Source organism: Methylobacterium sp. E-045, from assembly GCF_022829685.1.
Classification (GTDB): Bacteria; Pseudomonadota; Alphaproteobacteria; order Rhizobiales; family Beijerinckiaceae; genus Methylobacterium.
Genome location: NZ_JAKSYE010000085.1, coordinates 17,186 through 38,723 on the forward strand (window position 1 = coordinate 17,186; position 21,538 = coordinate 38,723).

General features: G+C 68.2%; 24 protein-coding genes. 9 read left to right on the plus strand and 15 right to left on the minus strand.

All coding sequences use genetic code 11. The features are described from left to right. Window positions 1-63: 63 nt before the first annotated feature. The 3 genes from MKK51_RS13690 to MKK51_RS13700 all read left to right on the plus strand — a co-directional run bounded on the left by MKK51_RS13690 (window position 64) and on the right by MKK51_RS13700 (window position 2,776). Window positions 64-255 (plus strand): hypothetical protein, encoded by a 192-nt coding sequence (locus MKK51_RS13690; RefSeq protein ID WP_243977837.1) that lies wholly within the window; start codon window positions 64-66, stop codon window positions 253-255. A gap of 263 nt (window positions 256-518) precedes the next feature. Beyond that, entirely contained in the window at window positions 519-1,424 is a 906-nt protein-coding gene (locus MKK51_RS13695; RefSeq protein ID WP_243977839.1) for an extensin family protein, read from the plus strand. A gap of 77 nt (window positions 1,425-1,501) precedes the next feature. Next, complete coding sequence (locus MKK51_RS13700) at window positions 1,502-2,776, plus strand: L,D-transpeptidase (protein ID WP_243977847.1); 1,275 nt, start codon at window positions 1,502-1,504, stop codon at window positions 2,774-2,776. A gap of 52 nt (window positions 2,777-2,828) precedes the next feature. On the opposite strand, the gene MKK51_RS13705 is transcribed toward MKK51_RS13700, so the two are convergent. Next, window positions 2,829-3,728 (minus strand): LysR family transcriptional regulator, encoded by a 900-nt coding sequence (locus tag MKK51_RS13705; protein WP_243977849.1) that lies wholly within the window; start codon window positions 3,726-3,728, stop codon window positions 2,829-2,831. Window positions 3,729-3,824: 96 nt separating this feature from the next. Between MKK51_RS13705 and MKK51_RS13710 the strand changes: the two genes are divergently transcribed. Further along, window positions 3,825-4,946 (plus strand): aldo/keto reductase, encoded by a 1,122-nt coding sequence (locus MKK51_RS13710; RefSeq protein ID WP_243977851.1) that lies wholly within the window; start codon window positions 3,825-3,827, stop codon window positions 4,944-4,946. Between the two features lie 658 nt (window positions 4,947-5,604). Here MKK51_RS13710 and MKK51_RS13715 read toward each other — a convergent pair. From MKK51_RS13715 to MKK51_RS13740, 6 genes are all read right to left on the minus strand, one after another. After that, complete coding sequence (locus MKK51_RS13715; RefSeq protein ID WP_243977852.1) at window positions 5,605-5,844, minus strand: type II toxin-antitoxin system RelE/ParE family toxin; 240 nt, start codon at window positions 5,842-5,844, stop codon at window positions 5,605-5,607. Then, window positions 5,841-6,089 (minus strand): type II toxin-antitoxin system ParD family antitoxin, encoded by a 249-nt coding sequence (locus tag MKK51_RS13720; protein WP_243977854.1) that lies wholly within the window; start codon window positions 6,087-6,089, stop codon window positions 5,841-5,843. Before MKK51_RS13720 ends, MKK51_RS13715 begins: the two co-directional genes overlap by 4 nt. A 105-nt stretch (window positions 6,090-6,194) precedes the next feature. Further along, window positions 6,195-6,491, minus strand: coding sequence for a hypothetical protein (locus MKK51_RS13725; RefSeq protein ID WP_243977856.1), 297 nt, complete (start codon window positions 6,489-6,491; stop codon window positions 6,195-6,197). A 208-nt stretch (window positions 6,492-6,699) separates the two neighbouring features. Next, window positions 6,700-7,440 carry an ABC transporter permease subunit gene (locus tag MKK51_RS13730; protein WP_279601133.1) on the minus strand — a complete coding sequence of 247 codons (741 nt, stop codon included), beginning with the start codon at window positions 7,438-7,440 and terminating at the stop codon, window positions 6,700-6,702. Continuing rightward, window positions 7,437-8,594 (minus strand): ABC transporter permease subunit, encoded by a 1,158-nt coding sequence (locus tag MKK51_RS13735; protein WP_409565692.1) that lies wholly within the window; start codon window positions 8,592-8,594, stop codon window positions 7,437-7,439. The genes MKK51_RS13730 and MKK51_RS13735 overlap by 4 nt, the downstream gene beginning before the upstream one ends. Window positions 8,595-8,617: 23 nt before the next feature. Next, window positions 8,618-9,544 carry a glycine betaine ABC transporter substrate-binding protein gene (locus tag MKK51_RS13740; RefSeq protein ID WP_313898809.1) on the minus strand — a complete coding sequence of 309 codons (927 nt, stop codon included), beginning with the start codon at window positions 9,542-9,544 and terminating at the stop codon, window positions 8,618-8,620. 229 nt (window positions 9,545-9,773) lie between these two features. Here MKK51_RS13740 and MKK51_RS13745 point away from each other — a divergent pair, with 229 nt between their 5' ends. After that, window positions 9,774-10,163 (plus strand): response regulator, encoded by a 390-nt coding sequence (locus tag MKK51_RS13745; RefSeq protein WP_027172092.1) that lies wholly within the window; start codon window positions 9,774-9,776, stop codon window positions 10,161-10,163. 39 nt (window positions 10,164-10,202) lie between these two features. Here MKK51_RS13745 and MKK51_RS13750 read toward each other — a convergent pair whose 3' ends face one another. Further along, window positions 10,203-10,592, minus strand: a complete 390-nt coding sequence (locus tag MKK51_RS13750) for a YraN family protein (RefSeq protein WP_243977861.1) — start codon at window positions 10,590-10,592, stop codon at window positions 10,203-10,205. Then, window positions 10,579-11,541 carry a 16S rRNA (cytidine(1402)-2'-O)-methyltransferase gene (rsmI, locus tag MKK51_RS13755; RefSeq protein ID WP_243977862.1) on the minus strand — a complete coding sequence of 321 codons (963 nt, stop codon included), beginning with the start codon at window positions 11,539-11,541 and terminating at the stop codon, window positions 10,579-10,581. The genes MKK51_RS13750 and rsmI overlap by 14 nt, the downstream gene beginning before the upstream one ends. Window positions 11,542-11,872: 331 nt before the next feature. On the opposite strand from rsmI, the gene MKK51_RS13760 reads away from it, so the two are divergent. Continuing rightward, complete coding sequence (locus MKK51_RS13760; RefSeq protein ID WP_409565683.1) at window positions 11,873-12,922, plus strand: penicillin-binding protein activator; 1,050 nt, start codon at window positions 11,873-11,875, stop codon at window positions 12,920-12,922. 139 nt (window positions 12,923-13,061) lie between these two features. On the opposite strand, the gene hemW is transcribed toward MKK51_RS13760, so the two are convergent. The 4 genes from hemW to MKK51_RS13780 all read right to left on the minus strand — a co-directional run bounded on the left by hemW (window position 13,062) and on the right by MKK51_RS13780 (window position 16,144). After that, the gene (gene hemW / locus MKK51_RS13765) at window positions 13,062-14,240 is read right to left on the minus strand and encodes a radical SAM family heme chaperone HemW (protein ID WP_243977864.1); all 1,179 of its coding nucleotides are present in this window, start codon (window positions 14,238-14,240) and stop codon (window positions 13,062-13,064) included. A gap of 115 nt (window positions 14,241-14,355) precedes the next feature. Continuing rightward, complete coding sequence (gene rdgB / locus MKK51_RS13770; protein ID WP_243977866.1) at window positions 14,356-14,991, minus strand: RdgB/HAM1 family non-canonical purine NTP pyrophosphatase; 636 nt, start codon at window positions 14,989-14,991, stop codon at window positions 14,356-14,358. Continuing rightward, a complete protein-coding gene (gene rph / locus MKK51_RS13775; RefSeq protein ID WP_243977868.1) occupies window positions 14,988-15,701 on the minus strand; it encodes a ribonuclease PH in 714 nt (237 codons plus the stop codon). Before rph ends, rdgB begins: the two co-directional genes overlap by 4 nt. 122 nt (window positions 15,702-15,823) lie before the next feature. Next, complete coding sequence (locus MKK51_RS13780) at window positions 15,824-16,144, minus strand: hypothetical protein (RefSeq protein WP_243977872.1); 321 nt, start codon at window positions 16,142-16,144, stop codon at window positions 15,824-15,826. A 501-nt stretch (window positions 16,145-16,645) separates the two neighbouring features. Here MKK51_RS13780 and MKK51_RS13785 point away from each other — a divergent pair. Next, window positions 16,646-17,686: a glutamine synthetase beta-grasp domain-containing protein gene (locus MKK51_RS13785; RefSeq protein ID WP_243977879.1), complete on the plus strand. Its 1,041-nt coding sequence runs from the start codon at window positions 16,646-16,648 to the stop codon at window positions 17,684-17,686. A gap of 188 nt (window positions 17,687-17,874) precedes the next feature. Here MKK51_RS13785 and MKK51_RS13790 read toward each other — a convergent pair whose 3' ends face one another. Beyond that, entirely contained in the window at window positions 17,875-18,477 is a 603-nt protein-coding gene (locus tag MKK51_RS13790; RefSeq protein WP_243977881.1) for a glutathione S-transferase family protein, read from the minus strand. A 75-nt stretch (window positions 18,478-18,552) separates the two neighbouring features. On the opposite strand from MKK51_RS13790, the gene MKK51_RS13795 reads away from it, so the two are divergent. Next, a complete protein-coding gene (locus MKK51_RS13795; protein ID WP_243977882.1) occupies window positions 18,553-19,257 on the plus strand; it encodes a helix-turn-helix transcriptional regulator in 705 nt (234 codons plus the stop codon). Between the two features lie 29 nt (window positions 19,258-19,286). Here MKK51_RS13795 and MKK51_RS13800 read toward each other — a convergent pair whose 3' ends face one another. Next, window positions 19,287-20,216, minus strand: a complete 930-nt coding sequence (locus MKK51_RS13800; protein WP_243978614.1) for a glutaminase — start codon at window positions 20,214-20,216, stop codon at window positions 19,287-19,289. A gap of 212 nt (window positions 20,217-20,428) precedes the next feature. On the opposite strand from MKK51_RS13800, the gene hrcA reads away from it, so the two are divergent. Further along, the gene (gene hrcA / locus MKK51_RS13805; protein ID WP_243977884.1) at window positions 20,429-21,526 is read left to right on the plus strand and encodes a heat-inducible transcriptional repressor HrcA; all 1,098 of its coding nucleotides are present in this window, start codon (window positions 20,429-20,431) and stop codon (window positions 21,524-21,526) included. The last annotated feature ends 12 nt before the right edge of the window (window positions 21,527-21,538 follow it).

Here is a 21,538-nt window from a genome sequence, read left to right on the forward strand (position 1 = left end):
TATGACCGGTGCCGCTTTAGAGAGAAGGGCCGAACCCCGGTCCCCGATACACGCGAGTACGCCATGAACCCGCTGGGTCCCGTCCTGATCGTCCTGCTCATCCCGATCTCCGCCATCGGCCTCCTGCTCTACACCGATACCGGCATCGAGCCGGCGCTGATCACCGCCACCGTGAAGACCTTCGTCGCCCTGTTCGCCATCGCCGGGATCCTGTCCTACGGCGCGAGCCGGCTCGCCGCCCGCTCGGAAGGCTGAAACCGCGCCTCCGGACCGGCCCCGCGGCGGGGCCGGTTTCCCGGTGACGCCACGGTGATGACGGGATCGAGGACGACATGAAGGCCGCCCTCGCTTGCATTCCCATGCCCGTCCGACAGATCTACGATCTCGGCACATCTCGCGGGCCGCTCGGGTCCCCTCTCCTGGAAGGAGAGGGACGGGGTGAGGTGTGTGACCTTTTCGGAGATGGATCACACCTCACCCCAGCCCTCTCCTTCCAGGAGAGTGAGCACGGCGCGCACATGGGCGGCCGCATCAGCCGGCAGGCACTGAGACGATTCCTCGGGCTCTGCCTCGCGGCGAGCGTCGTCGCGCTGTCCCTTCCGGCCCTGTCCGCCGAGGACCGCTCGGCCCATCCGACCCCGGCGATGCCCGAGCCCCCGGTCCGTCCCACCGAGTTGAAGCCCGAACCCGCGCCGACGCCCGCGACGGTTCCGCCGCTCCCGGACGCTCCGACCCCGCCCGGCCGCCCGGCCGAGCTGACACCCCCTCCCCCGGCCGCGCCGGAGACGGGTCCGGCCCCCGAGATGCCGCCGCCGCCTCCGCGCCCGACCGATCTCTCGACGCCGCCGGCATCGACACCCGCCCTCACCCTGACGGTCGCCCCCCTCGACGACACCGCCTGCCGCAAGCGCCTGGAGCGCCTGGGTGCGACGTTCGAGGCGCTGCCGCCGATCGCGAACGGGCAATGCGGCGCGGAGAAGCCGCTGAAACTCACCCGCCTCTCCGGCGACGTGGCGCTCACCCCGCCGGCGACCCTCGTCTGCACCGCGGCCGAGGCCCTGGCCCGCCTGGCGACGGAGGTACAGGAAGCCTCCGAGCGCATCCTGAAGGCGCCCCTCCGGAGCCTGTCCATCGGCACGTCCTACGAGTGCCGCGGCCAGAACCACGATCCCGAGGCCAAGCTCAGCGAGCACAGCTTCGCCAACGGCGTCGACATCATGGGCTACGGTTTCGACGGACGTGGACCGATCAAGGTCGGCGCCGGCCTCGACGACGCGCCGGAGGCGACGTTCCAGGCCGCGATCCGGGCCAAGGCCTGCGGCTTCTTCCGCACGGTGCTCGGGCCGGGGTCGGATGCGGCCCATGGCAACCACCTCCATCTCGACGAGCGCGAGAGGAATGCGGGACATCGTCTCTGCCAATAGGAGGCGTGGAACGCCCGAGGCCCCACCCGGCTTTACGGAGCGCACCTGTCGATCCCCCGGCGAAAGTTGAGTCCCCGATGCCCCACCTGCCCCTGCCGAGCGCCGTCGCGCTCATGGCCCTTGTCTGCCTGGCGACACCGGGGGCGGCCGAGGCGAAGCCGGCAGGGAACACCGCTCCGGAGCCGGACAAGGTTGCATCCGCCGAGGCCCTGACCGTCGAGGCGATCAACGGCGCGACCTTCACGGCGCAGGAGACGCCGGAGAGCGGGGGTAAGACGGGCGGCAAGAAGGCCGGAAAGAGCCAAGGCACGAAGGACAAGCGTCCGCAGCCGCTGCTGGTGAAGGTCCAGGTGCTCCTCGACCGGGCGCATTTCTCCCCCGGCGCCATCGACGGCCGCGACGGCGAGAACATGCGCAACGCCCTGTCGGCCTTCGCCGTGGCGCAGGGGCTGCCCGCGAGTCTGAGCTTAAACCAAGCCCTGTTCGACAAACTCGCCGCCTCGAGCGCCGACCCGGTGGTGGTGTCCTACACGGTCACCGATGCCGACGCGGCGGGACCCTTCGCGGAGAAGATCCCCGCCAAGATGGAGGAGCAGGCCGATCTGGAGGCGATGAACTACACCAATCCGCGCGAAATGCTGGCCGAGCGGTTTCACATGTCACGCGACCTCCTCACGGCCCTGAACCCGGACGCCGCCCTCGACAAGGCCGGCACCGGCCTCGTCGTGGCGGCGGTCCCGCCCCTGGAAACCGGCAAGCCGGCGAAGGCCGAGGCCAAGCCGAAGAACAAATCCGAGGGCAAGTCCAACGATAAGGCCGAAGGCAAATCCAGCGGCAAATCCAGCGGCAAGTCCGACGACAAAGCCGGTGAGAAGGCGGACGGCTCATCCGAGGCGAAGGCCGCGCCGGAGGATGAGGCGGACGCGCCGAAGAAGGACATCGCGCGGGTCGAGGTCGACAAGGTCACGCGCAATGTCCGCGGCTTCGGCGAGGACGGCGCCCTGCGGGCCTATTATCCCGCCTCCATCGGCAGCGAGGAGAAGCCGGCCCCGTCCGGCGAGGCCAAGGTGAAGGGCGTCGCCTTCGCGCCGGTCTATACCTACAACCCGAAATACGCCTTCAAGGGCGTGAAGACGAAGAAGACCTTCTCCATCCGCCCGGGCCCGAACAATCCGGTCGGCCTCGTCTGGATCGACCTGTCGATCCCCTCCTACGGCATCCACGGCACGCCCGAGCCGGAGAAGGTCGGCAAGACCGAATCGCACGGCTGCATCCGCCTCACCAACTGGGACGCCCGCGACCTCGCCACCCGCATCGCGCGCGGCGCCAAGGTCACGTTCAAGGACGAGTGAGACGTGCCGCGACGCGGGATCGATCGATGGGGCCGCCGTCGATCCACTGGGGTCACGGTGCCACCCATCGCAAGGCGTCGATCAGGGCGCGGAGCGCCGGCGTGACCTGCCTGTTGGGATAGTAGAGGTGGCAGCCCGCGAAGGGCGGGCACCACGGGTCGAGCACTTGTACCAACGTCCCGGCCGCGAGTTCGGCCGCGACCTCGTCCTCCAGCATGTAGCCGAGCCCCGCACCCGCGCGCACGGCCGCAGCTGCGAGGAGGCCGTCATTGACGATGAGCTGTCCGCCCGCGCGCACCCGTATCTCGGGCCCCTTGTCCGTGTCGGTGAACTCCCAGGGCAGGAGGCCGCCGCCGCCGATCAGGCGGTAGTTCACGCAGTTATGGGCCTCCAAGTCGCCTGGGGCCACCGGCCGAGGATGGTGGGCGAAATAGGCCGGCGTGCCGACGACGACCGTGCGCAGGTCCGGTCCGACGCGGACCGCCACCATGTCCTGCTCCACCGTGTCGCCGAAGCGGATGCCGGCATCGAAGCCACCCGTGACGATGTCGGTGAGGCGATCGTCGATCACCACCTCGACCGAGACCGCCGGGTGTTCGAGCAGGAACCGGGGCAGGGTCGGCTCGAGGATGGTGCGGGCGGCGTAGGCGAACGTCGTCAACCGGAGGGTGCCGGACGGCGCGTTGCGCCAATCGGCCAACGCCGCGAGACCTCGCTCGACCTCTTCCAGCGCCGGACCCAGCGAGCGCAACAATCGCTCACCGGCCGGCGTCGGGGCGACGCTGCGCGTCGTGCGCGCGAGCAGGCGCACACCGAGACGGGTCTCCAGGCCGCGCATCGCATGGCTGAGGGCCGACGGCGACAGGCCGAGTTCGGCTGCGGCCCGTGTGAAGCTGCGGGTGCGCGCCACCGCCGCGAACGCCGCGAGATCGTCGAGTGCGCCACGCCGCATTGCTGCATCCCGTTCACAGACCCTTGCCGCCCGTAACGGGTAATGCGTCGGCGGCTGTCTCGCTACCCTCCGCCGGATCATTAGCGAGGCTCAACAATGGATTTGACGCATTATCGGACGCTGGGCCGCTCGGGACTCGCGGTGAGCCCCCTGGCGTTGGGCACCATGACGTTCGGCACGGCGCGCTGGGGACTCGACGAGGCCGGCAGCCGCGCGGTGTTCGATGCCTATGTCGAACGGGGCGGCAACTTCATTGACACGGCCGACGTCTACGCGAGTGGCGCCAGCGAGACGATGGTCGGTCGTTTCGTCGCCGAACGCGGCCTGCGCGACCGGCTCGTCCTCGCCACCAAATCGGGTTTCGCCACCGGGAATGGACCGCATGCCGGTGGCTGTGGCGCCAAGCACGTCCACGCGGCGATCGACGGATCGCTGCGCCGCCTGGGAACGGACTACATCGACCTGTACTGGCTGCACGTCTGGGACGGGATCACGCCGGCAGAGGAACTGCTCGAAACGATGGTCGGCCTCGTTCGTGCCGGCAAGGTCCGCTACTGGGGTCTGTCGAACACACCGGCCTGGTATGCCGCCAAGCTCGCGACCCTCGCCGCTTCGCGCGGTCTGCCGGGTCCGATCGCGCTGCAGTATTTCTACTCGCTCGTGAACCGGGAGGTTGAGGACGAGCACATCCCGCTCGCGGCCGAATTCGGCATGGGCATGGTGCCTTGGTCGCCTCTCGCCTACGGGCTGCTCACGGGCAAGTACGACCGCGCCACCGTGGAGGCCGCCGGCCCACGCGCGGGTGGCCTGCCGAAAGACGCGGCGCAGGCCGGTGAGGCGCGGCCGGACGGCGACAAGCGCCTCGACGGCGCGAACCCGTTCGGCGACCGCCTGTTCACGCCGCGAAACTGGGATATCGTGGAGGCCGTCCGCCGCGTGGCCGACGCCATCGGGCAATCGCCGGCGCGTGTCGCGCTCGCTTGGGTCGTGGGCAAACCGGGCGTCGCGTCGACCCTGATGGGCGTCAGCCGCGCGGCGCAGGTCGCCGACAATGTGGCATCCCTCGGCCTCGTCCTGGCACCCCAGCACCGTGCCGCCCTCGACGCGGCCAGCACGCCTGCGGAGCCGCGACTGATCTACGCCCTGGCGCAGCCGCCGTTGCGGCAACACGTCGTGTTCGGAGGCGCGCCGGTCCAAGCTTGGACAGAAACGTCCTGACGGCGCTGACGTCCGCCCGTCGCGGTTTGCTGGGTGCCCCGCTCCGCCGCGCCCTCTCCTTCGGGCGGTCACGGCAGGACGGGAACCTGCGCCGCACCCTGGCGCGCACCGCCGTCGAGGCAGCGCTCCGGCGCGCTTGTGCCAACAATCGATGCGCCCTCGGCAGCTGTTCACTCCGTCCGGCTAAAGAGGTGTCCACGCCGAGCAGGCTCGCGTTGCCGCAGACAACGAGGACGTCCCACATCCCGACTGCTGGATGTTTGATCCTGGGGTTTGATGCTTTCGACAAATTACCCATCACTATCGGCGGGTAAATCCATCTCGACCCACATGTGCATGACGTCCCGGACAATGCGCAACCGTTCAGACGCCTGCTCGTCGGAGATTTCCAGGCCGTCGAGATAGGTCCATAAACCTCTTTGTCGAGACCAGCCATCGATGGCACAGGACAGTGCCGCCCGACTCTCCTGCGCGATTACACGGCACAGGCAATGTCGTCCCCATACGACCATGCTGAGGACAGGACTTTTACGACAGTCGCTGGCGGTATATCTCACGAAATCCTGAGACCAAGGCCAGCGAACCTCGCATGACAACAACGGAGGGCGTCAGCCGAGCCAGCACTCCCGATCCGCGCGGCCCGGCAGAACGCGGACGATCAGCACGCCCGCATCCTCGAGCGTGTCAAGGATGAGGTGCGCGTCGGAGGCATGAATGCGGAGCGGCGGCGTGAACTCACGCCGCTCGCGCGCAAGGCGGGGTCATCCGCGATCAGATCGAAGAGGTCGAAGAGGCGGTTTTGACAGCGCTCGGCCTGCCGGATGCCGAACTGCGCCTCGCCATCGGCATAAAGGTCCGTGATATCGCGGTCCGCAGCTTCGGTGGTCCGGTAGGTCACGCTTTGCGCGTCATCGCCGTCTCCTTTGACAGCCGCCTGATATCATCCTTGCTGCGCGTGCTGATGCCGCTCTCGATGCCTTCGGTCACCAGCGCCTGCAACTCGGCAAGCTTGGCATAGCGCTCCTGATCGCGGCGGATGAGGTCGCGCACGTCATCGCTGGCATTGCTGTAGCGACCCGTCCGGGCCTGGGCCTCGACCCAATCCTTCATCGGATCGGGGAGGGATACGTTCACCGTCGCCATAGCGGCCTCCTGGGATGAGGATGCCAGAACATGGCAAAGTTTATCAAAATCTTTTGCCCGGACGAACGGGTCCGATCCACTCCACCAAATCCCGGGACCAAACATCTAGGTCGGATGTCTGTGCCCATGCATATCTTCGAGTTTCGTCCGCGCCATATGCATCAGGTCGTCACGCGCGGACTTCGTCGCGCTGAACGGGATGTCGAAGTTCAGGCTATGATAAACGAGGCCGAGGACGACACCGTAATCGGGGTCGTCGGCGCCGCCGTCGATGAAGGTCAAGACCCACCGGTAGATGGAATCATGGTCCGACGGAGACGAATCGTCCCCGACGGCCAGCCGACCTCCACCGATCCACTCGCTCCGCAATGCCGCGATGTCCCGCGCCGTCAGATCTGTCATGCCGTGTCGCGACTTTCGAACGGTCCCGGACATGACCGCGCCGCGTGTTCGCGCCGATCATCCCGGCAGACCACGTCATCCCGAGGTGCCGAAACGCGGCGCGAGCCTCGAAGGATGAGGTTCATGCTTTGGACGAACGACTCGCACGGAGGCCGGCCCGTCGCCGAGTCCATAGCACAGAAGCGGTCATCACCGCCGCGAAGCCCGCTCAGCGCCGCGCCAGGTCCGCCGGGGCGAGGCCGGCCAGGGCCAGCATGGCCGCGTCGCAGAGAAAGGCCAGGGCGGCGGTGGCCAGGGCGCCCTGCAGCATCGGCAGGACGTTCTGGTTCTGCAAGCCGGCGACGATGGGCGTGCCGAGGGTCGAGGCTCCCGCCAGGGCGCCCACCGCCGTGGTGGCGATGGCGAGGACGAGGGCCGTCCGCAGGGCATCGACGAGGCCCGGCATCGCCAGGGGCAGTTCCACCCGCAGCAGGATCTGGAGGCGGGTGAACCCCATGGCCTGCGCCGCCTCGCGCGCCTCGGGCGAGACCGATTCCAGTGCGCCCACCGTGCCGCGCAGGACCGGCATGATGCCGTAGGCGACCAGCGCCAGCAGGGTCGGCGGTCCGCCGAAGCCGAGGATGGGCAGGGCCAGGGCCACCATCACCACCGGGGGCACCGCCTGCGCGGCGGCCGCGATACCGTCGATGCCGCCGCGCAGGGACGCCGCGCCGGCGCGGGTGGCGAGGATGCCGAGGCCGAGGCCGAGCAATGCCACCAGGGCGAGCCCGGTCCCGGCGAGGGCGAGGTGATGCGTTGCCAGAGCCAGCAGGCGCTCCGCGCTCAAGCCCCGTCGCGGCGCTTCCCCGAGGCCGGCGACGATTGCTGTCGCCACGGCCGGATGGCTCATGGCGGCGAGGGCCGCCCCGACGAGGCCGGTGGCGGTGGCGCTGCGCAGGCCGGGCCTCATGCGTGCCACCGCGCGCGGCAGGACGCCTCGACGGCGCTGAGCGAGCCTTCCGCCGCCAGCGACAGGAGGATGATGGGGATAGCGCCCAGCAGGATCAGGTCGGGGGCGAATTGGGCCATGCCGTCGAAGACGATCCGTCCGAGGCCGCCCGCGCCGATCAGGGCGCCCAGCGTCGCGAGGCCGAGGCTCTGGACCGCCGCCACCCGCAAGGCCCCCACCAGCATGGGCGCGCCGAGGGGCAGCTTCACTCGGGCCAGGATCTGGGCCTTCGTCAGGCCCATCGCCTCGGCGGCGTCGATGGCGGCGGGATCGGCGGCGCGCAGGGCCGTGCCGATGCCGCGCCAAAGGGGCAGCAGCAGGTAGGCGGCGATGCCGAGAAGCGCGGGCCACGGCCCGAGGGCCGAGAGGCCGAGATCGCGTAGGGCCGGCACGGCGCGCAGCACCCCGCCGACGAGGGCGACGAGGGCGCCCAGCAGGGCGACGGCGGGGATCACCTGCACGCCGCTGACGAGGAGCCCGACGAGCCCCTGTCCCGAGCGCCAGAGGGACAGAAGGACGGCCGCCGGGATGGCGAGGGCGAGCGCCCCGCCCGCCAGGAGCAGGTGCTCGGCGATGGCCTCGTGCACCGCCTCCCGCCGCCCGGCATATTCCACCGCGAGGGACAGCCCGTCCAACCCGCCGCCGCGCAATGCCGCGACCAGGACCCCGGCGGCGGCGAGGATGGCGAGCACTCCGAGCCCCCGGCGTCGGACCCGCGCGATGCTGCCTCCGGCCAGCGCCAGGAGGCAGGACGAAGCGATCCAGAAGCCGGAGCCGAGGCTGGCCCTCGCCGCCGGCGGCATGGTCGCCCCGATCCGGGCCGCCTCCGCGCCGAGGCCGAGCAGGAGGACGGCCCAGGCCGACAGGAAGAGGCAGAGGGCGAGAAGACCGCCCGCGCGCCGGGGCAGCGCCGCGCCGACGGCGAGGCCGGCCAGCGCGAGGAGCGAGACGAGGCCGATCGACCGGTCGTGGAATGCGGAGGCCCTGATCGGATCGCCGGGCAGGAGGCGGTTGGCCGCGACCTCGAGGAGCGCCATCCCATGGAGGGACGCGACGAGAAGGCCGGCCGCGAAAAGCCCGGCCCATGGCGCTCGATGGCCCGTCGCATGGCGCATGGAAGCGGGCAGCGATGGCGCTCTCACCCGATCAGCCCGCGCTCGTTGAGGTAGCGCCGTGCGACCCGATCCGCGACCTCGCCCTCCACGGTGATCCGGCCGTTGAGGCCGCGCAGGGTCGGTGCATCGAGGCCGGCGAAGATCCGCGCCAGGGCCGGTCCGATCGCCGGATAGCGCTCCAGCGCAGCGGCGCGGATGACCGGAGCGACCTCGTAGACGATCTGGGCCGCCTTGGGATCGCTCATGACCATGAGGTCGAGGGCGGAAAGCGCCCCGTCGGTACCATAGACCATGCCCGCATTAACCCCGCTGATCCCCTGCGCCGCCGCCCGGGCCGTCACCGCCGTATCGCCACCGGGCAGGCTGATGATGCGGTCGAGGGGCAGGTTGAAGCCGTAGGCCGCCTCGAAGGACGGCAGAGCCGCCGGGCTCTCCACGAACTCGGTGGAGGCCGCGAGCAGGATGAGGCCGTCATTGGCGACCCCGGCGAAATCCGCCATCGTTGCCAGATGCCGCGCCCGTGCGAAATCCCCGTTGAGGGCGATGAGCCAGGTGTTGTTGGCGGGCGCCCTGGCGAGCCAGACCAATCCCCGTTCGGCATCCTTGCGCCGGATGGTCTCGTAGGCGTCCTGCGGGATCTTCCAGGCGGGATCGGTCTCGGTGCCGGTGAAGAACGCCCCGTTGCCGGTGTATTCCGGGTAGATGTCGACCTCTCCGGAAAGGAGGGCGTCCCGGACGATCAGGGTGGGACCGAGGCCGAGTTTGCGGACCACCGGGATACCGAGATGCTCCAGCGCCAGGGCGATCATCGCCCCCGTCAGCGCACCTTCGGTGTCGCTCTTCGAGGCCACGACGAGGGGGCGCTCCGCCCGCGCGGGCGTGCCCGCCGCGACAGCCCAGGTAACGAGCAGCGCCAACGCGCCGCGCCGGTTCGTTGCTCCGGGTGCCACAGGCCCCGGTGATCTGCGCGAAAATGTATCGTCCGATAACATTAACCCGATCCTGAACCGCTGCGGCCACTTCCTGCGCCTTGACACGCCAAGCGGAACGGGCGACGGCTCGACCGTTGCCGCAGGAGCCAAACGTCATTCACGCCACCCTGACGGATGGCAAGCCGGTAAGGCGACGGATGACGGAACCGTTCCGGGCAGGAACGAATCGAAGGGAAGAATCCCCAGCGTGAGTGCTGAACAGAACGACACTCTCCTCGACGGCGCCAGGGTTCTGGTGGTGGAGGACGAAGCAGCCATTTCGATGCTGCTCGAAGACATGCTCCTCGATTTCGGGTGCACCGTCGTCGGGCCTGCGGCCCGTCTAGCGACGGCTCTGGAGATGGCGCGGACCGAGACCTTCGAGGTCGCCATCCTCGACGTGAACGTCGCGGGTGAGCCCATCTATCCGGTGGCCGAGGCGATCACGGAGCGCGACCTGCCCATCGTGTTCTCGACGGGATATGGCGGCGCGGGCATCCGCGAGCCGTTCCGAGACCGTCCGGTGGTCCAGAAGCCGTTCAGCCAGGCCGATCTCAAGCGCACGCTGATCGCGGCTCTCGCGGCCGCGAGGAAGTAGACGGCCCTCTCCGGCGGGCAGAATGCCCGTCACGCCGGCTCACAGTCCTTCGATCGCGAAGGCATCGGGCAAATGGCGTGGCCAGGCGCGCGGCGCCACGAACACCGCATCCGCGCGCAACGTCAGGGTGCCATAGCGCGGATTGCGCCCCATCCAGGCGCGCACCGCGCGTGAAAAACGGGCGCGCTTCTTTGCATCGATGGCGGTCCGGGCCACGTCGAGAGTCGCCCGCGCCTTCACTTCCACGAAAGCAATCGTGTCGCCCCGGCGCAGGATCAGGTCGATTTCGCCGCCGCTCGCGCTGAAGCGCCGGGCCAGCGGACGATACCCCTTCATCATCATGGCGAGGAGGGCGAGGGTCTCGCCCGAATGACCGCGTAGGTAGGCGGCGCGCCGCTGTTTCCCGTCGACGAGCTTAGACGTCCGCATCGGTACGCCGGGCGAGGACGAGGGCGCGGGCATAGACCACGCGACGGGGCTGGCCGGTGGCATCGGCCACGAGGGCGGCGGCATCCTTGATCGAGTGGCGGGACAGCGCCGCCTCGATCGCCGCATCGAGACCGGCCTCGACCTCCTCCTCCGGCGGTTCGTCCGGATTGGTCCCGATCACGACCACCACCTCGCCCTTGGGCGCCCCCTCCTCCGTGAAGGTCTCGGCCAGGGTCGCGAGGGTGCCGCGCCGGATCGTCTCGTAGAGCTTGGTGAGTTCGCGGGCGACCGCAGCGGGGCGACTCCCTCCCAGGATCGCGGCGGCATCCACCAGCATCTCGGGCAGGCGATGGGGCGATTCGAACAGGACCAGCGTGCCAGGAATCTGCCCCAGCGCTGCAAGGCGATTGCGCCGAGCGCCTGATTTCTGCGGCAAGAAACCTTCGAAGAAAAAGCGGTCGGTCGGCAGGCCCGCTGCGACGATGGCGGTCATCACCGCAGAGGGTCCGGGGATCGGCGTCACCGCGATGCCGGCCTCGATCGCCGCCTGGACGAGCTTGAAGCCGGGATCCGAGACCAATGGCGTTCCCGCATCCGAGACCAGCGCCAGCGCTTCGCCGTTCTGCATCCGTGCGATCATCCGCTCGCGGACCGCCGCGTTCGAATGCTCGTGATAGGCGACCAGCGGTGTCGTGATGCCGTAATGCATCAACAGCGTGCGGGTGACGCGGGTGTCTTCGGCCAGCACGGTATCGGCCGCCGCCAGAGTGGCGAGCGCACGGAACGACACGTCCTTGAGGTTGCCGATCGGGGTCGCCACCACGTGCAGGCCGGGGTCGAGCGGTTCCGCCTCCGCCGCGAGGCCGAAGGCGGTGAAGGTGGAGACGGGCTTGGCCGGATCATGGACCGCCCTGGAGCGGCGCGTCCGGTTGTCGATTCTCTGGGTCATGGTGCGGACATTGCCACGGGGACACCGGCCGGAGGAATGCCCGCACCGGGGGTGTCGTGACATTTACTTTTGTCGTCCAGGCTTTCACCGTGCGCGCAGCGGGCGTGGGACACGGATTGGCGACGGGGAGTACCGTGCAATGGGGAAAAGCCTTGCAAGGGGCCACGGTTCGGCAACGCCCGTTTGGACGAGGGCGGCGGCGATTCTGCTGCTCGCCGGGGGGCTTGGCGGCTGCATCGGCGGTCCCGATGGCGGTCCCCGTGCCACGAAAGCCGCACCCAGCCCGGGCATCGCCGTCGCGGGCGATCCGCAAACGACATCACCGGGCGCGATGACGATCGGCTCCGGTTCGGTGAAGATCGCCCTCATCCTGCCCCTGTCCGGTCCCGGTTCCGCCGTCGGCGCGGCTCTGCGCAACGCGGCGGAACTCGCCGTCGAGGATTTCCAGAAGCCCGACCTTCAGATCCTGGTGAAGGACGATCGCGGCTCGCCGGAGGGCGCACGCGAGGCGACCCAGGCCGCCCTGGCAGAGGGCGCCGAACTGGTCCTCGGCCCTCTCTTCGCGGCCAATGTCCAGGCGGCGGCGGGGGTCACGCGCGGGGCCGGCAAGCCGATCATCGCATTTTCCACCGATGCGAGCGTTGCGGCGCGCAGCGTCTATCTTCTCAGTTTCCTGCCGCAGACCGAGGTGGATCGGGTGGTCGATGAGGCGGTGGCGGCAGGGCGCCGCTCCTTCGCCGCGCTGATCCCCGAGAGCAGCTACGGGAATGCCGTGGAGGCACAGTTCCGCGAGGCAGTCGCGCGGAAAGGTGCCCGGCTGGTGGGGATCGAGCGCTACGCGCCCGGCGCACCGGCCCCTGCCATCGCCCGCCTCGCCGGACTCATCCATGGTCCCGGTGCCCAGGCCGACGCCCTGTTCCTGCCGGAGGGTCCAGAGGGCCTGTCCGTCGTTGCACCCGCCCTCACCAAGGCGGGATTCTCTCCCGGCCGGGTCAAACCCATCGGCACGGCGGTGTGGAACGACCCGCGCAACTATGCGCTGCCCGCCCTGCAGGGCGGCTGGTTCGCAGCAGCGGATGCCAATGGGTTCAACGGTTTCACGCAGCGCTATCAGGCGCGTTTCGGTTCGGTGCCGCCACGCGTGGCGACGCTGGCCTACGATGCCGTCTCGCTCATGGCGGCGCTGACGCGACAATACGGATCGCAGCGCTTTGCCGATGTGACACTGACGACGCAGGCAGGCTTCTCGGGGATCGACGGCACATTCCGCTTCCGGCCAGAGGGGTTAAGCGACAGGGCGTTGGCCATCTACGAGATCCGCAGCGGCGCACCGACCATCGTCAGTCCGGCCCCGCGCACGCTCGGCCCCTCCGGTACCTGACGCGGCTTCACCGGTCAGATGTGCCCGATGGATGCCGTGCCGAGGGCAACCAAGGCCGGCGATGAGCCCCAAGACATGGGAGAGGTCGGTCTATGACCGCCTCTGCGATCGCTCATCCGTGACGGAACTCGGTCGCGCTTCAGGCAGCGAGTTCCGCCACCACCGCGTTCAGAACCGGCGCGCCGCGCGGGGTCGCGGCAATGCGGCCTCCCTCCAGGCGGACGAGGAGCCCGTCGCCGATCAGGGCCTCGACACGAACCGGATCGAGGGGGCGGCCCTTCAGGATCGCGTAGCGGGCCGGGTCGATGCCCTCCCTCAGACGCAGGCCCATCATCAGGAATTCGTCGCCTTGGTCGGCGGCCGAGAGGGTTTCTGTCTCGACGATGCCGTGGCCGTCACGCTCGACCCGGGCGAGCCATGCCTCCGGGGCCCGTTCGGTGACGGTGCCGATCCGCCCTTCGCCGGCGACCAACCGGCCATGCGCGCCGGGACCGATGCCGGCATACTCGCCATAACGCCAGTACAGGAGGTTATGGCGCGATTGCGCGCCGGGACGGGAATGGTTGGAGATCTCGTAGGAGGAGAGCCCGGCCGCGTCGCAGACCTCTTGCGTCACGTCGTAGAGCGCTCGCGCCATGTCGTTGTCGGGTGGAACGAGCTTGCCGGCGGCGTGGAGGCCGAAGAACGGCGTCCCCGGCTCGATGGTCAGCTGGTAGAGCGACAGGTGCTCGGCCGCGCGGGCAATGGCCTCTTTCAGTTCGGCACGCCAGGCGGACGCGCTCTGGTTCGGCCGGGCATAGATGAGATCGAAGGAATAGCGCTCGAAATGCGCGGCCGCCGTCTCGACCGCCGCCATCGCCTCGGCGGCCGTATGGAGCCGTCCGAGGGCTTTGAGGGAGGCATCGTCCATGGCTTGGACTCCGAGGGAAACACGATTCACCCCGGCGGCCCGATAACCGCGAAAACGGCCGGCCTCGACACTGGTGGGGTTGGCTTCCAGCGTCACCTCGATATCGGGCGCCGTGCCCCAGGCATCGTCGATGGCCTCGAGCAATCCAGCGACGGTGTCCGGCTGCATCAGCGACGGGGTGCCGCCGCCCAGGAAGATGCTCGACACGGTCCGGCCGGGAATTCGCGCCGCCACATGGGCGATTTCGGCCCGGAACGCCGCGAGAAAGCGAACCTCGTCCACCGGCGCGTGACGGACATGGCTGTTGAAGTCGCAATAGGGGCACTTCGAGGCGCAGAAGGGCCAATGGACATAGACACCGAACCCGGCATCACGGGTCGGGTGGTCCGGGCCTGAACGATCGGTCATCGGGCGGATGTGCGCGCGGTTGGGGATTTTGGCAATGGTGCCGAGACAAACCACGGGCACCGCCGCCCCCCCGGGATGCCGCCGAAGTGAGGGTTGAAGAAGCTCGCTCGCCCGTTCAGCCGGGCCGCCGCAGGCAGCTCTGCGCCAGCAGCACGAACGCTCGCGCCCGGTGCGATAGGGCGTTGCCACTCTGCCAGTGGACGCCGTGCTTCTCCTCCGAGGAGATCTCGCCAAAAGTGCGGTCGTAGCCATCGGGGAGGAACATCGGGTCGTAGCCGAAGCCCTGCGAGCCGCGCGGTTCCACAAGATCGCCGAAGACGCGGCCCTCGAATGTCTCGGTATGGCCATCCGGCCAAGCGATGACGAGAGCGGAGACGAAGTGAGCCCGGCGCGTGGTGGCACCGCGCTTGTCGAGCTCGGCCGCAATACGGGCCATGGCTCCGGGGAAATCCTTGTTCGGTCCTGCCCAGCGGGCGGAGAACAGGCCGGGTGCGCCGTCGAGGGCGTTGACGCAGAGTCCGGAATCGTCGGCGAAGGCCGGCAATTCCGAGGCCTGCGCCGCGGCGATGGCCTTGATCGCAGCGTTCTCGGAGAACATCGTCCCGGTCTCGTCGGGCTCGGGCAGACCGAGTTCGCCGGCTGAGACGGCCTCGACACCGAACGGTGCCAGGAGCTCGCGCATCTCCACGAGCTTGCCGGCATTATGGGTGGCGATGACGACCCGCCCTGTAAGAATCCGCGGCTCGCTCATGCGATCGCCTGCTTCTGAAGGGCAACGAGTTGCTCGATGCCGCCACGGGCCAGCCGCAGCAATTCGAGGAGTTCGGCCTCGGAGAAGGGCTTGCCCTCGGCGGTGCCCTGCACCTCCACGAGTCCGCCGGACCCGGTCATGACGAAATTCGCATCGGTCTCGGCGGCCGAATCCTCCGCGTATTCGAGGTCGAGTACCGGGGTACCCTTGTAGATGCCGCAGGAAATCGCGGCGACATGCTCGCGCAGGGGATCCACCGAGATGATGGAGCGCCCACGCATCCAGGTGAAACAATCGTGCAGGGCGATCCAGGCGCCGGTAATCGCGGCGGTGCGGGTGCCACCATCCGCCTGAATCACATCGCAATCCACGGTGATCTGTCGCTCGCCGATGGCGGGAAGGTTGGTCACGGCGCGGAGCGACCGGCCGATCAGGCGCTGGATCTCCTGAGTCCGCCCGGATGGCTTGCCGGAATTCACCTCGCGTCGGGTGCGCTCATGAGTTGCGCGGGGGAGCATGGAATACTCGGCGGTGACCCAGCCTTTGCCTGAACCGCGTAGCCATGGCGGGCCGCGTTCTTCGAGGGAGGCGGTGCAGAGCACTTTCGTCTGGCCGAAGGTGACGAGGCAGGAACCCTCGGCATAGCGGGCGACGGCGCGCTCCAGGGTGACGTTGCGCAGTTCGTCGTTCGCGCGCTTCGAGGGCCGCATGGGCACTCTCCTTGGTCGAGTTCCGGATTGATCGTCCGGGCTCTTAGGCCCCGGCTGGTCGACCGGCAAGCGCGGCCCGGAAGGGAGGGGCGCGCCCACGGGACGCGCCCCGAACTCACGCCTCAGTAGCGGTAGTGGCGGCGATGATGGTGACCGAAACGGCGGTGATGATGATGATGGCCGAAGCGCCGGCCGAAGTGATGGCCGAAGTGGCGACCGCGGTGGTGACCGAAGTGACGGCGATGGTGCCGGCCGTGATGGCGCCAGTGACCGCCGCCGTACTGGACCTGCGTGGCGGCCGCGTTGACAGAGCCGGCGACCTCCGTGGACACCGCCATCGGTGCAGCCTGAGCACCGCGCGGCGTACCGAGGACCATCGCGCCTACCAGGGCGACCACGATGGCGAGGGTCTTCGCCATGGCGGACAGGGTTGGGTTCTTCATCAGGACGGACTCCGTTCCGTGAGTTGTTCGTATCGCCGCCCGATTTGGTGCGGATGCGATGGAACGCGTGTTCTCCTGGAAAGGCCGCATGCCCTGCACCGAATTTATATTTTTTGTTTCGGGATTAAGCATGGGACCCGAGCGCGGATCGGTCGGCGGTCTCAGATCGATGATGACGCTGCGCCATCGTTCCCCAAGTCGCGGGCAACGCGCGGACGGTGATCGGTCAGTGAGCATATGCCACCCCGGTTTTGCGTCGGGGAAGGTCTCCTACAGAGATGCCTATTTTGCGGGCAGGCGCGTCGTCAGGGGTCAGGGTCGCCACGGCCGGTGGTGAAGCCTCCCGGCCTCGCGCGGCAGGAGGTTACGTCGGTGCCGTCACGCTTACGGAACCATAGGTGGCACACATTATGCTAACGGCGATTCCGGCTACGAACGGCTGCGAACGATGTGATGGGGGAAACCCGGCCGTCGGATCGCTTGAGGGACGAGAGGCTCGAAATGACGAAATATAAGCTCGAGTATCTATGGCTCGACGGATACACGCCGGTGCCGAACCTGCGTGGCAAGACCCAGATCAAGGAATTCGACGGCTTCCCGACCCTCGAGCAGCTTCCGCTTTGGGGCTTCGACGGCAGCTCGACCATGCAGGCCGAAGGCGGGAGCTCCGACTGTATGCTCAAGCCCGTGCGCCACTTCCCCGACAGCACGCGCAAGAACGGCGTGCTGGTGATGTGCGAAGTGATGATGCCGGACGGCGTGACGCCGCATGCCTCCAACAAGCGCGCCACGATCCTCGACGATGACGGCGCCTGGTTCGGTTTCGAGCAGGAATACTTCTTCTACAAGGATGGCCGTCCCCTCGGCTTCCCCGCCAGCGGATACCCGGCCCCCCAGGGCCCTTACTATTGCGGCGTCGGCTACAAGGAAGTCGGGTCCATTGCCCGCAAGATCGTCGAGGAACACCTCGACCTGTGCCTCGACGCCGGCATCAACCACGAGGGCATCAACGCCGAGGTGGCGAAGGGCCAGTGGGAGTTCCAGATCTTCGGCAAGGGCTCCAAGAAGGCCGCCGACGAGATGTGGGTCGCCCGCTACATCCTGCAGCGCCTGTGCGAGAAGTACGAGATCGACATCGAGTACCATTGCAAGCCGCTCGGTGCCACCGATTGGAACGGCTCGGGCATGCACGCCAACTTCTCGACGGAGCACCTCCGCACGGTCGGCGGCAAAGCCTATTTCGAGGCGCTCATGGCGGCGTTCAAGGAGAACCTGGACGACCACATCGCCGTCTACGGCCCGGACAACCACATGCGTCTGACCGGCAAGCACGAGACTGCGGCGATCGACCAGTTCAGCTACGGTGTCGCCGATCGCGGCGCCTCGATCCGCGTGCCGCATAGCTTCGTCAACAACGAGTACAAGGGCTATCTGGAAGACCGCCGTCCCAACAGCCAGGGGGACCCCTACCAGATCGCCTCGCAGATCCTGAAGACCGTCTCCTCGGTGCCGACCTCCGAGGAGGCGAAGGCAGCAGCCTAACACGACATCCGCCACGGCGCTCCTCGGCGCCGTGGCGGTTTTCGTTATGCTTGACCATTTCATGAGCCTGGTGATGCCTTTTTAGGCATTTTGCCTCATATGGATGCTGCGCTGATTGCCGAAGAGGCTTCGGATCGCGGCCCGCTTCGCCGCCCCCGTCCTGGGATGGGGTGCCTTGCTGAAACCGCTCATGTCAGCGCGTGTGCGGTATCGAATTCGGTGGCGAATGCCGCCCCGGGACGGGCCATGCAGCGCTCGACCCATGCGTCGATGACGGGATCGCCCGCCTTGCCGAACCAGGCATAGGGCGAGTGGAGGAGCAGGTCCGCCGCCGTGAAGCGCTCGCCGAAGAGGTAGGGCCCCTCGGCGAGCCCGGCCGCGAGGCGCTGCCGCATCTCCGTGCCGCTGCGAAAGGTCGATGCGAGGGCGGGATGCGCGAGCCCGATCGCCTCCAACAGCATGACCGGCTCGACCACACCCGAATACCACGCGAACCAGCTGAGATAGGCTCCCCGCTGCGGATGCTCCGGCGGGATACTCAACCCCGCCTTCGGGAAGAGGTCGGCGAGGTAGAGCATGATCGCGCTGCTCTCCCAGGTCGTGACGCCATCATGGACAAGGAAGGGCACCTTTCCCTCGGGATGGGGGTTGGCGGGATCACGCCGACCGGAACCGTCCCGGCGCGCGATGGCGACGATCTCTACGGACACGTCGTCGAGGGCGCCGAGCTCATGCAGCAGCGCGATGATGCGGGTCGAACGGCTTTTGGGCGAATGAAAGAGGGTCAGCATCGGGGCACTCCTGTTGGCGAGGTCGACACCGATGCTTATAAATGAGGGCTACTGCCACTCTGCGTCAGTTGGACGATGGCTCGCACGGACCGTCTCTTCCGGTTGCTCCAGGCCCTGCGCGTGCTGCCCGCGCCGGTGACGGCGGCCCGGCTGGCGGAGGAGACGGGCGTGTCCCCCCGGTCGCTCTACCGCGACATCGACAGCCTTCGCGCAGCCGGCGCCCATATCGAGGGTGAGCGCGGCTACGGCTATCGTCTGATCGAGGATGGGGCTTTGCCGCCGCAGATCTTCGATCGCATCGAGATCGAAGCGCTGGTACTCGGCTTGTCCGAAGTCCGGCACATGGGTGATCCGGCGCTGGCGAAAGCCGCCGTCGCCGTACTCGCCAAGGTGGCGGCGACCCTTCCCGATACGGGCCAACAGCACCTGCTCCATGCTGTCTCCCAGGTCCGCCGGTCCGAGGAGCGCTTCGCCCCCTCCCCTGCTACGGCGGTGATCCGCGAAGGGTGCTGGCGCGAGGAAGCGGTGACGATCCGCTACGCGGACGGCGACGCACGGATCACGGAACGGACGATCTGGCCCCTCGCGATCGTCTATCTCGACAGCAAGCTGGTGGTCCTCGCCTGGTGCTGCCTGCGCGAGGCACACCGGATGTTCCGGGTGGATCGGATCGCCGCGGCCGAACTTGCGGGCGCGAGTTTCCGGCCGAAACGCGTCGGGCTCCTGCGGGACTACCTCACCGTGCTCAAGAGGACGGCCGCGGACGCGCCGAAGGACTGAGCACCGCGACGGCGCCCGCACGACGGAGATCAGGCGCCGAAGATCGACCAGCCGAGGCGCCTGGTGAGCTGTTCCAGGGCGATCCGGCCGAGATGGGAATTGCCGGATGCGTCGAGTCCCGGTGACCAGACAGCGATCGAGGCCTTTTCCGGTGCCACGGCGATGATCCCGCCGCCGACTCCGCTCTTGCCCGGCAGGCCGACCCGATACGCGAATTCGCCCGAGCCGTCGTAATGACCGCAGGTGAGCATCACCGCATTGATACGCCGCGCTCTTTCAGCCGAGACCACGGAATAACCGGTCAGCGGGTTCCGCCCGGAATAGGCCAGGAAACGGGTCGCGTCGGCGAGTTGCCGGCACGACATGGCGATGGCGCAGTGGTGAAAATAGACGCCGAGCGTGAAATCCACCGGATTGTCGAGAACCCCGAAGGATTTCATGTAGTTGGCGAGCGCGATGTTGCGGTATCCGGTGCGCAGCTCCGAGGCCGCGACCGCCTCGTCGATGATGATGGTCGAGTCCTGTGCCAGGAACTGCATGAAACGCAGGATCTCACCCAGGGCTTCCCTGGGCTGATGGCCCGACAGGATCACGTCGGTGACCGCGATGGCCCCGGCGTTGATGAAGGGATTGCGTGGAATGCCGCGCTCCCGTTCCAACTGGACGATGGAGTTGAACGGGCTGCCCGAAGGCTCGCGTCCCACCCGGCGCCAGAGCCGGTCGCCGGCCATGCCGAGCGCCAGGGTGAGGGTGAAGACCTTCGAGATGCTCTGGATTGAGAACGGCGTGTCGCTGTCGCCTCCCGCCGCCACATGGCCGTCCGCGTCGATGACGACGAGACCGAACGCTTTCGGATCGACTCGGGCGAGTTCCGGGATGTACGTGGCGACCTCTCCGCGGTCCGGCCTGTCCGCCATCTCTTCGGCGATCTCTTTGACGACGGTATCGAGGTCGGGCACGGCGGCGTTGTCCTCCGGACGGACGGGAGCGGCGGGTCCGTCAGCCAAACCCGCCGGCCCGGCGAGACGGCTCGCCAGGGCGGCGACGCAACGCAAAGGCCGTTCCGTTCGGGCCACCGGCGGATTGGCAGACGACAGGGCGGCTATGCCTCACCGGTAAAGGTTGTGCCCGGGCTCCGAGCCGGACACAATCGGCGGTCAGGAAACACCCAGTGACCGAACGCGCGCATCCCTATTCCTCCTCGCAGCAACTTCAGGCTCTCTCGGCGCTGAACGAGCGGACACGCGAGATCTTCCGGCAGATCGTCGAGAGTTACCTCACGACGGGCGAACCGGTGGGATCGCGCAACCTCGCGCGGATCCTGCCGATGGCCCTGTCCCCGGCCTCGATCCGCAACGTCATGGCGGATCTGGAGCATTCCGGGCTCATCTTCGCACCTCACACCTCGGCCGGGCGCCTGCCGACGGAACTCGGCCTGCGTTTCTTCGTCGACGCCATGCTGGAGATCGGCGATGTCGGCCGCGAGGAGCAGGAGCGGATCGAGGCGCAGATGCGCGCCGCCGCCTCGGGCCACACTTTCGAGAGCGCCCTCGCCGAAGCCTCGTCGATGCTGTCCGGCATGTCGCGCGGGGCGGGCGTGGTCGTCACGACCAAGACCAACGTCCATCTCAAGCACATCGAGTTCGTGCGGCTCGATCCCGCCCGTGCCCTCGTCGTCCTCGTCTCCGACGACGGCTCGGTGGAGAACCGCCTCCTCGACCTGCCGCCCGGCCTGCCGGCGGGCGCCCTGCAGGAGGCCTCGAACTACCTCAACGCCCGCCTGCAGGGGCGAACCCTCGGAGGCCTGAGAGCGGAGATCGAGTCTGGCCGCGAGGCGATGAAGCGCGAACTCGACGTCATCACCGAGCGGCTGGTCGATGCCGGCCTCGCCACCACGGTGGGGCCTTCGGAAGCGCGCCAGCTCATCGTACGCGGCCAGGCGAACCTGCTCGACGACCTGCGGGCGGTGGAAGATCTCGAACGGATCCGCCTGCTGTTCAACGATCTCGAGACGCAGAAGGACGTGATCGATCTCCTCTCCCGCGCCGAGGGCGGCGAAGGCGTCCGCATCTTCATCGGCTCGGAGAACAAGCTGTTCTCGCTCTCGGGCTCCTCGATGATCGCGGCGCCATTCCGGGACGGTTCGCAGAAGATCGTCGGCGTCGTCGGCGTCATCGGTCCGACCCGGCTCAACTATGCGCGGATCGTTCCGATGGTGGATTACACGGCAAGGGTGGTCTCGCGGATGCTGGACCGCGGCGGGCGCTGAGGCATCCCGTCC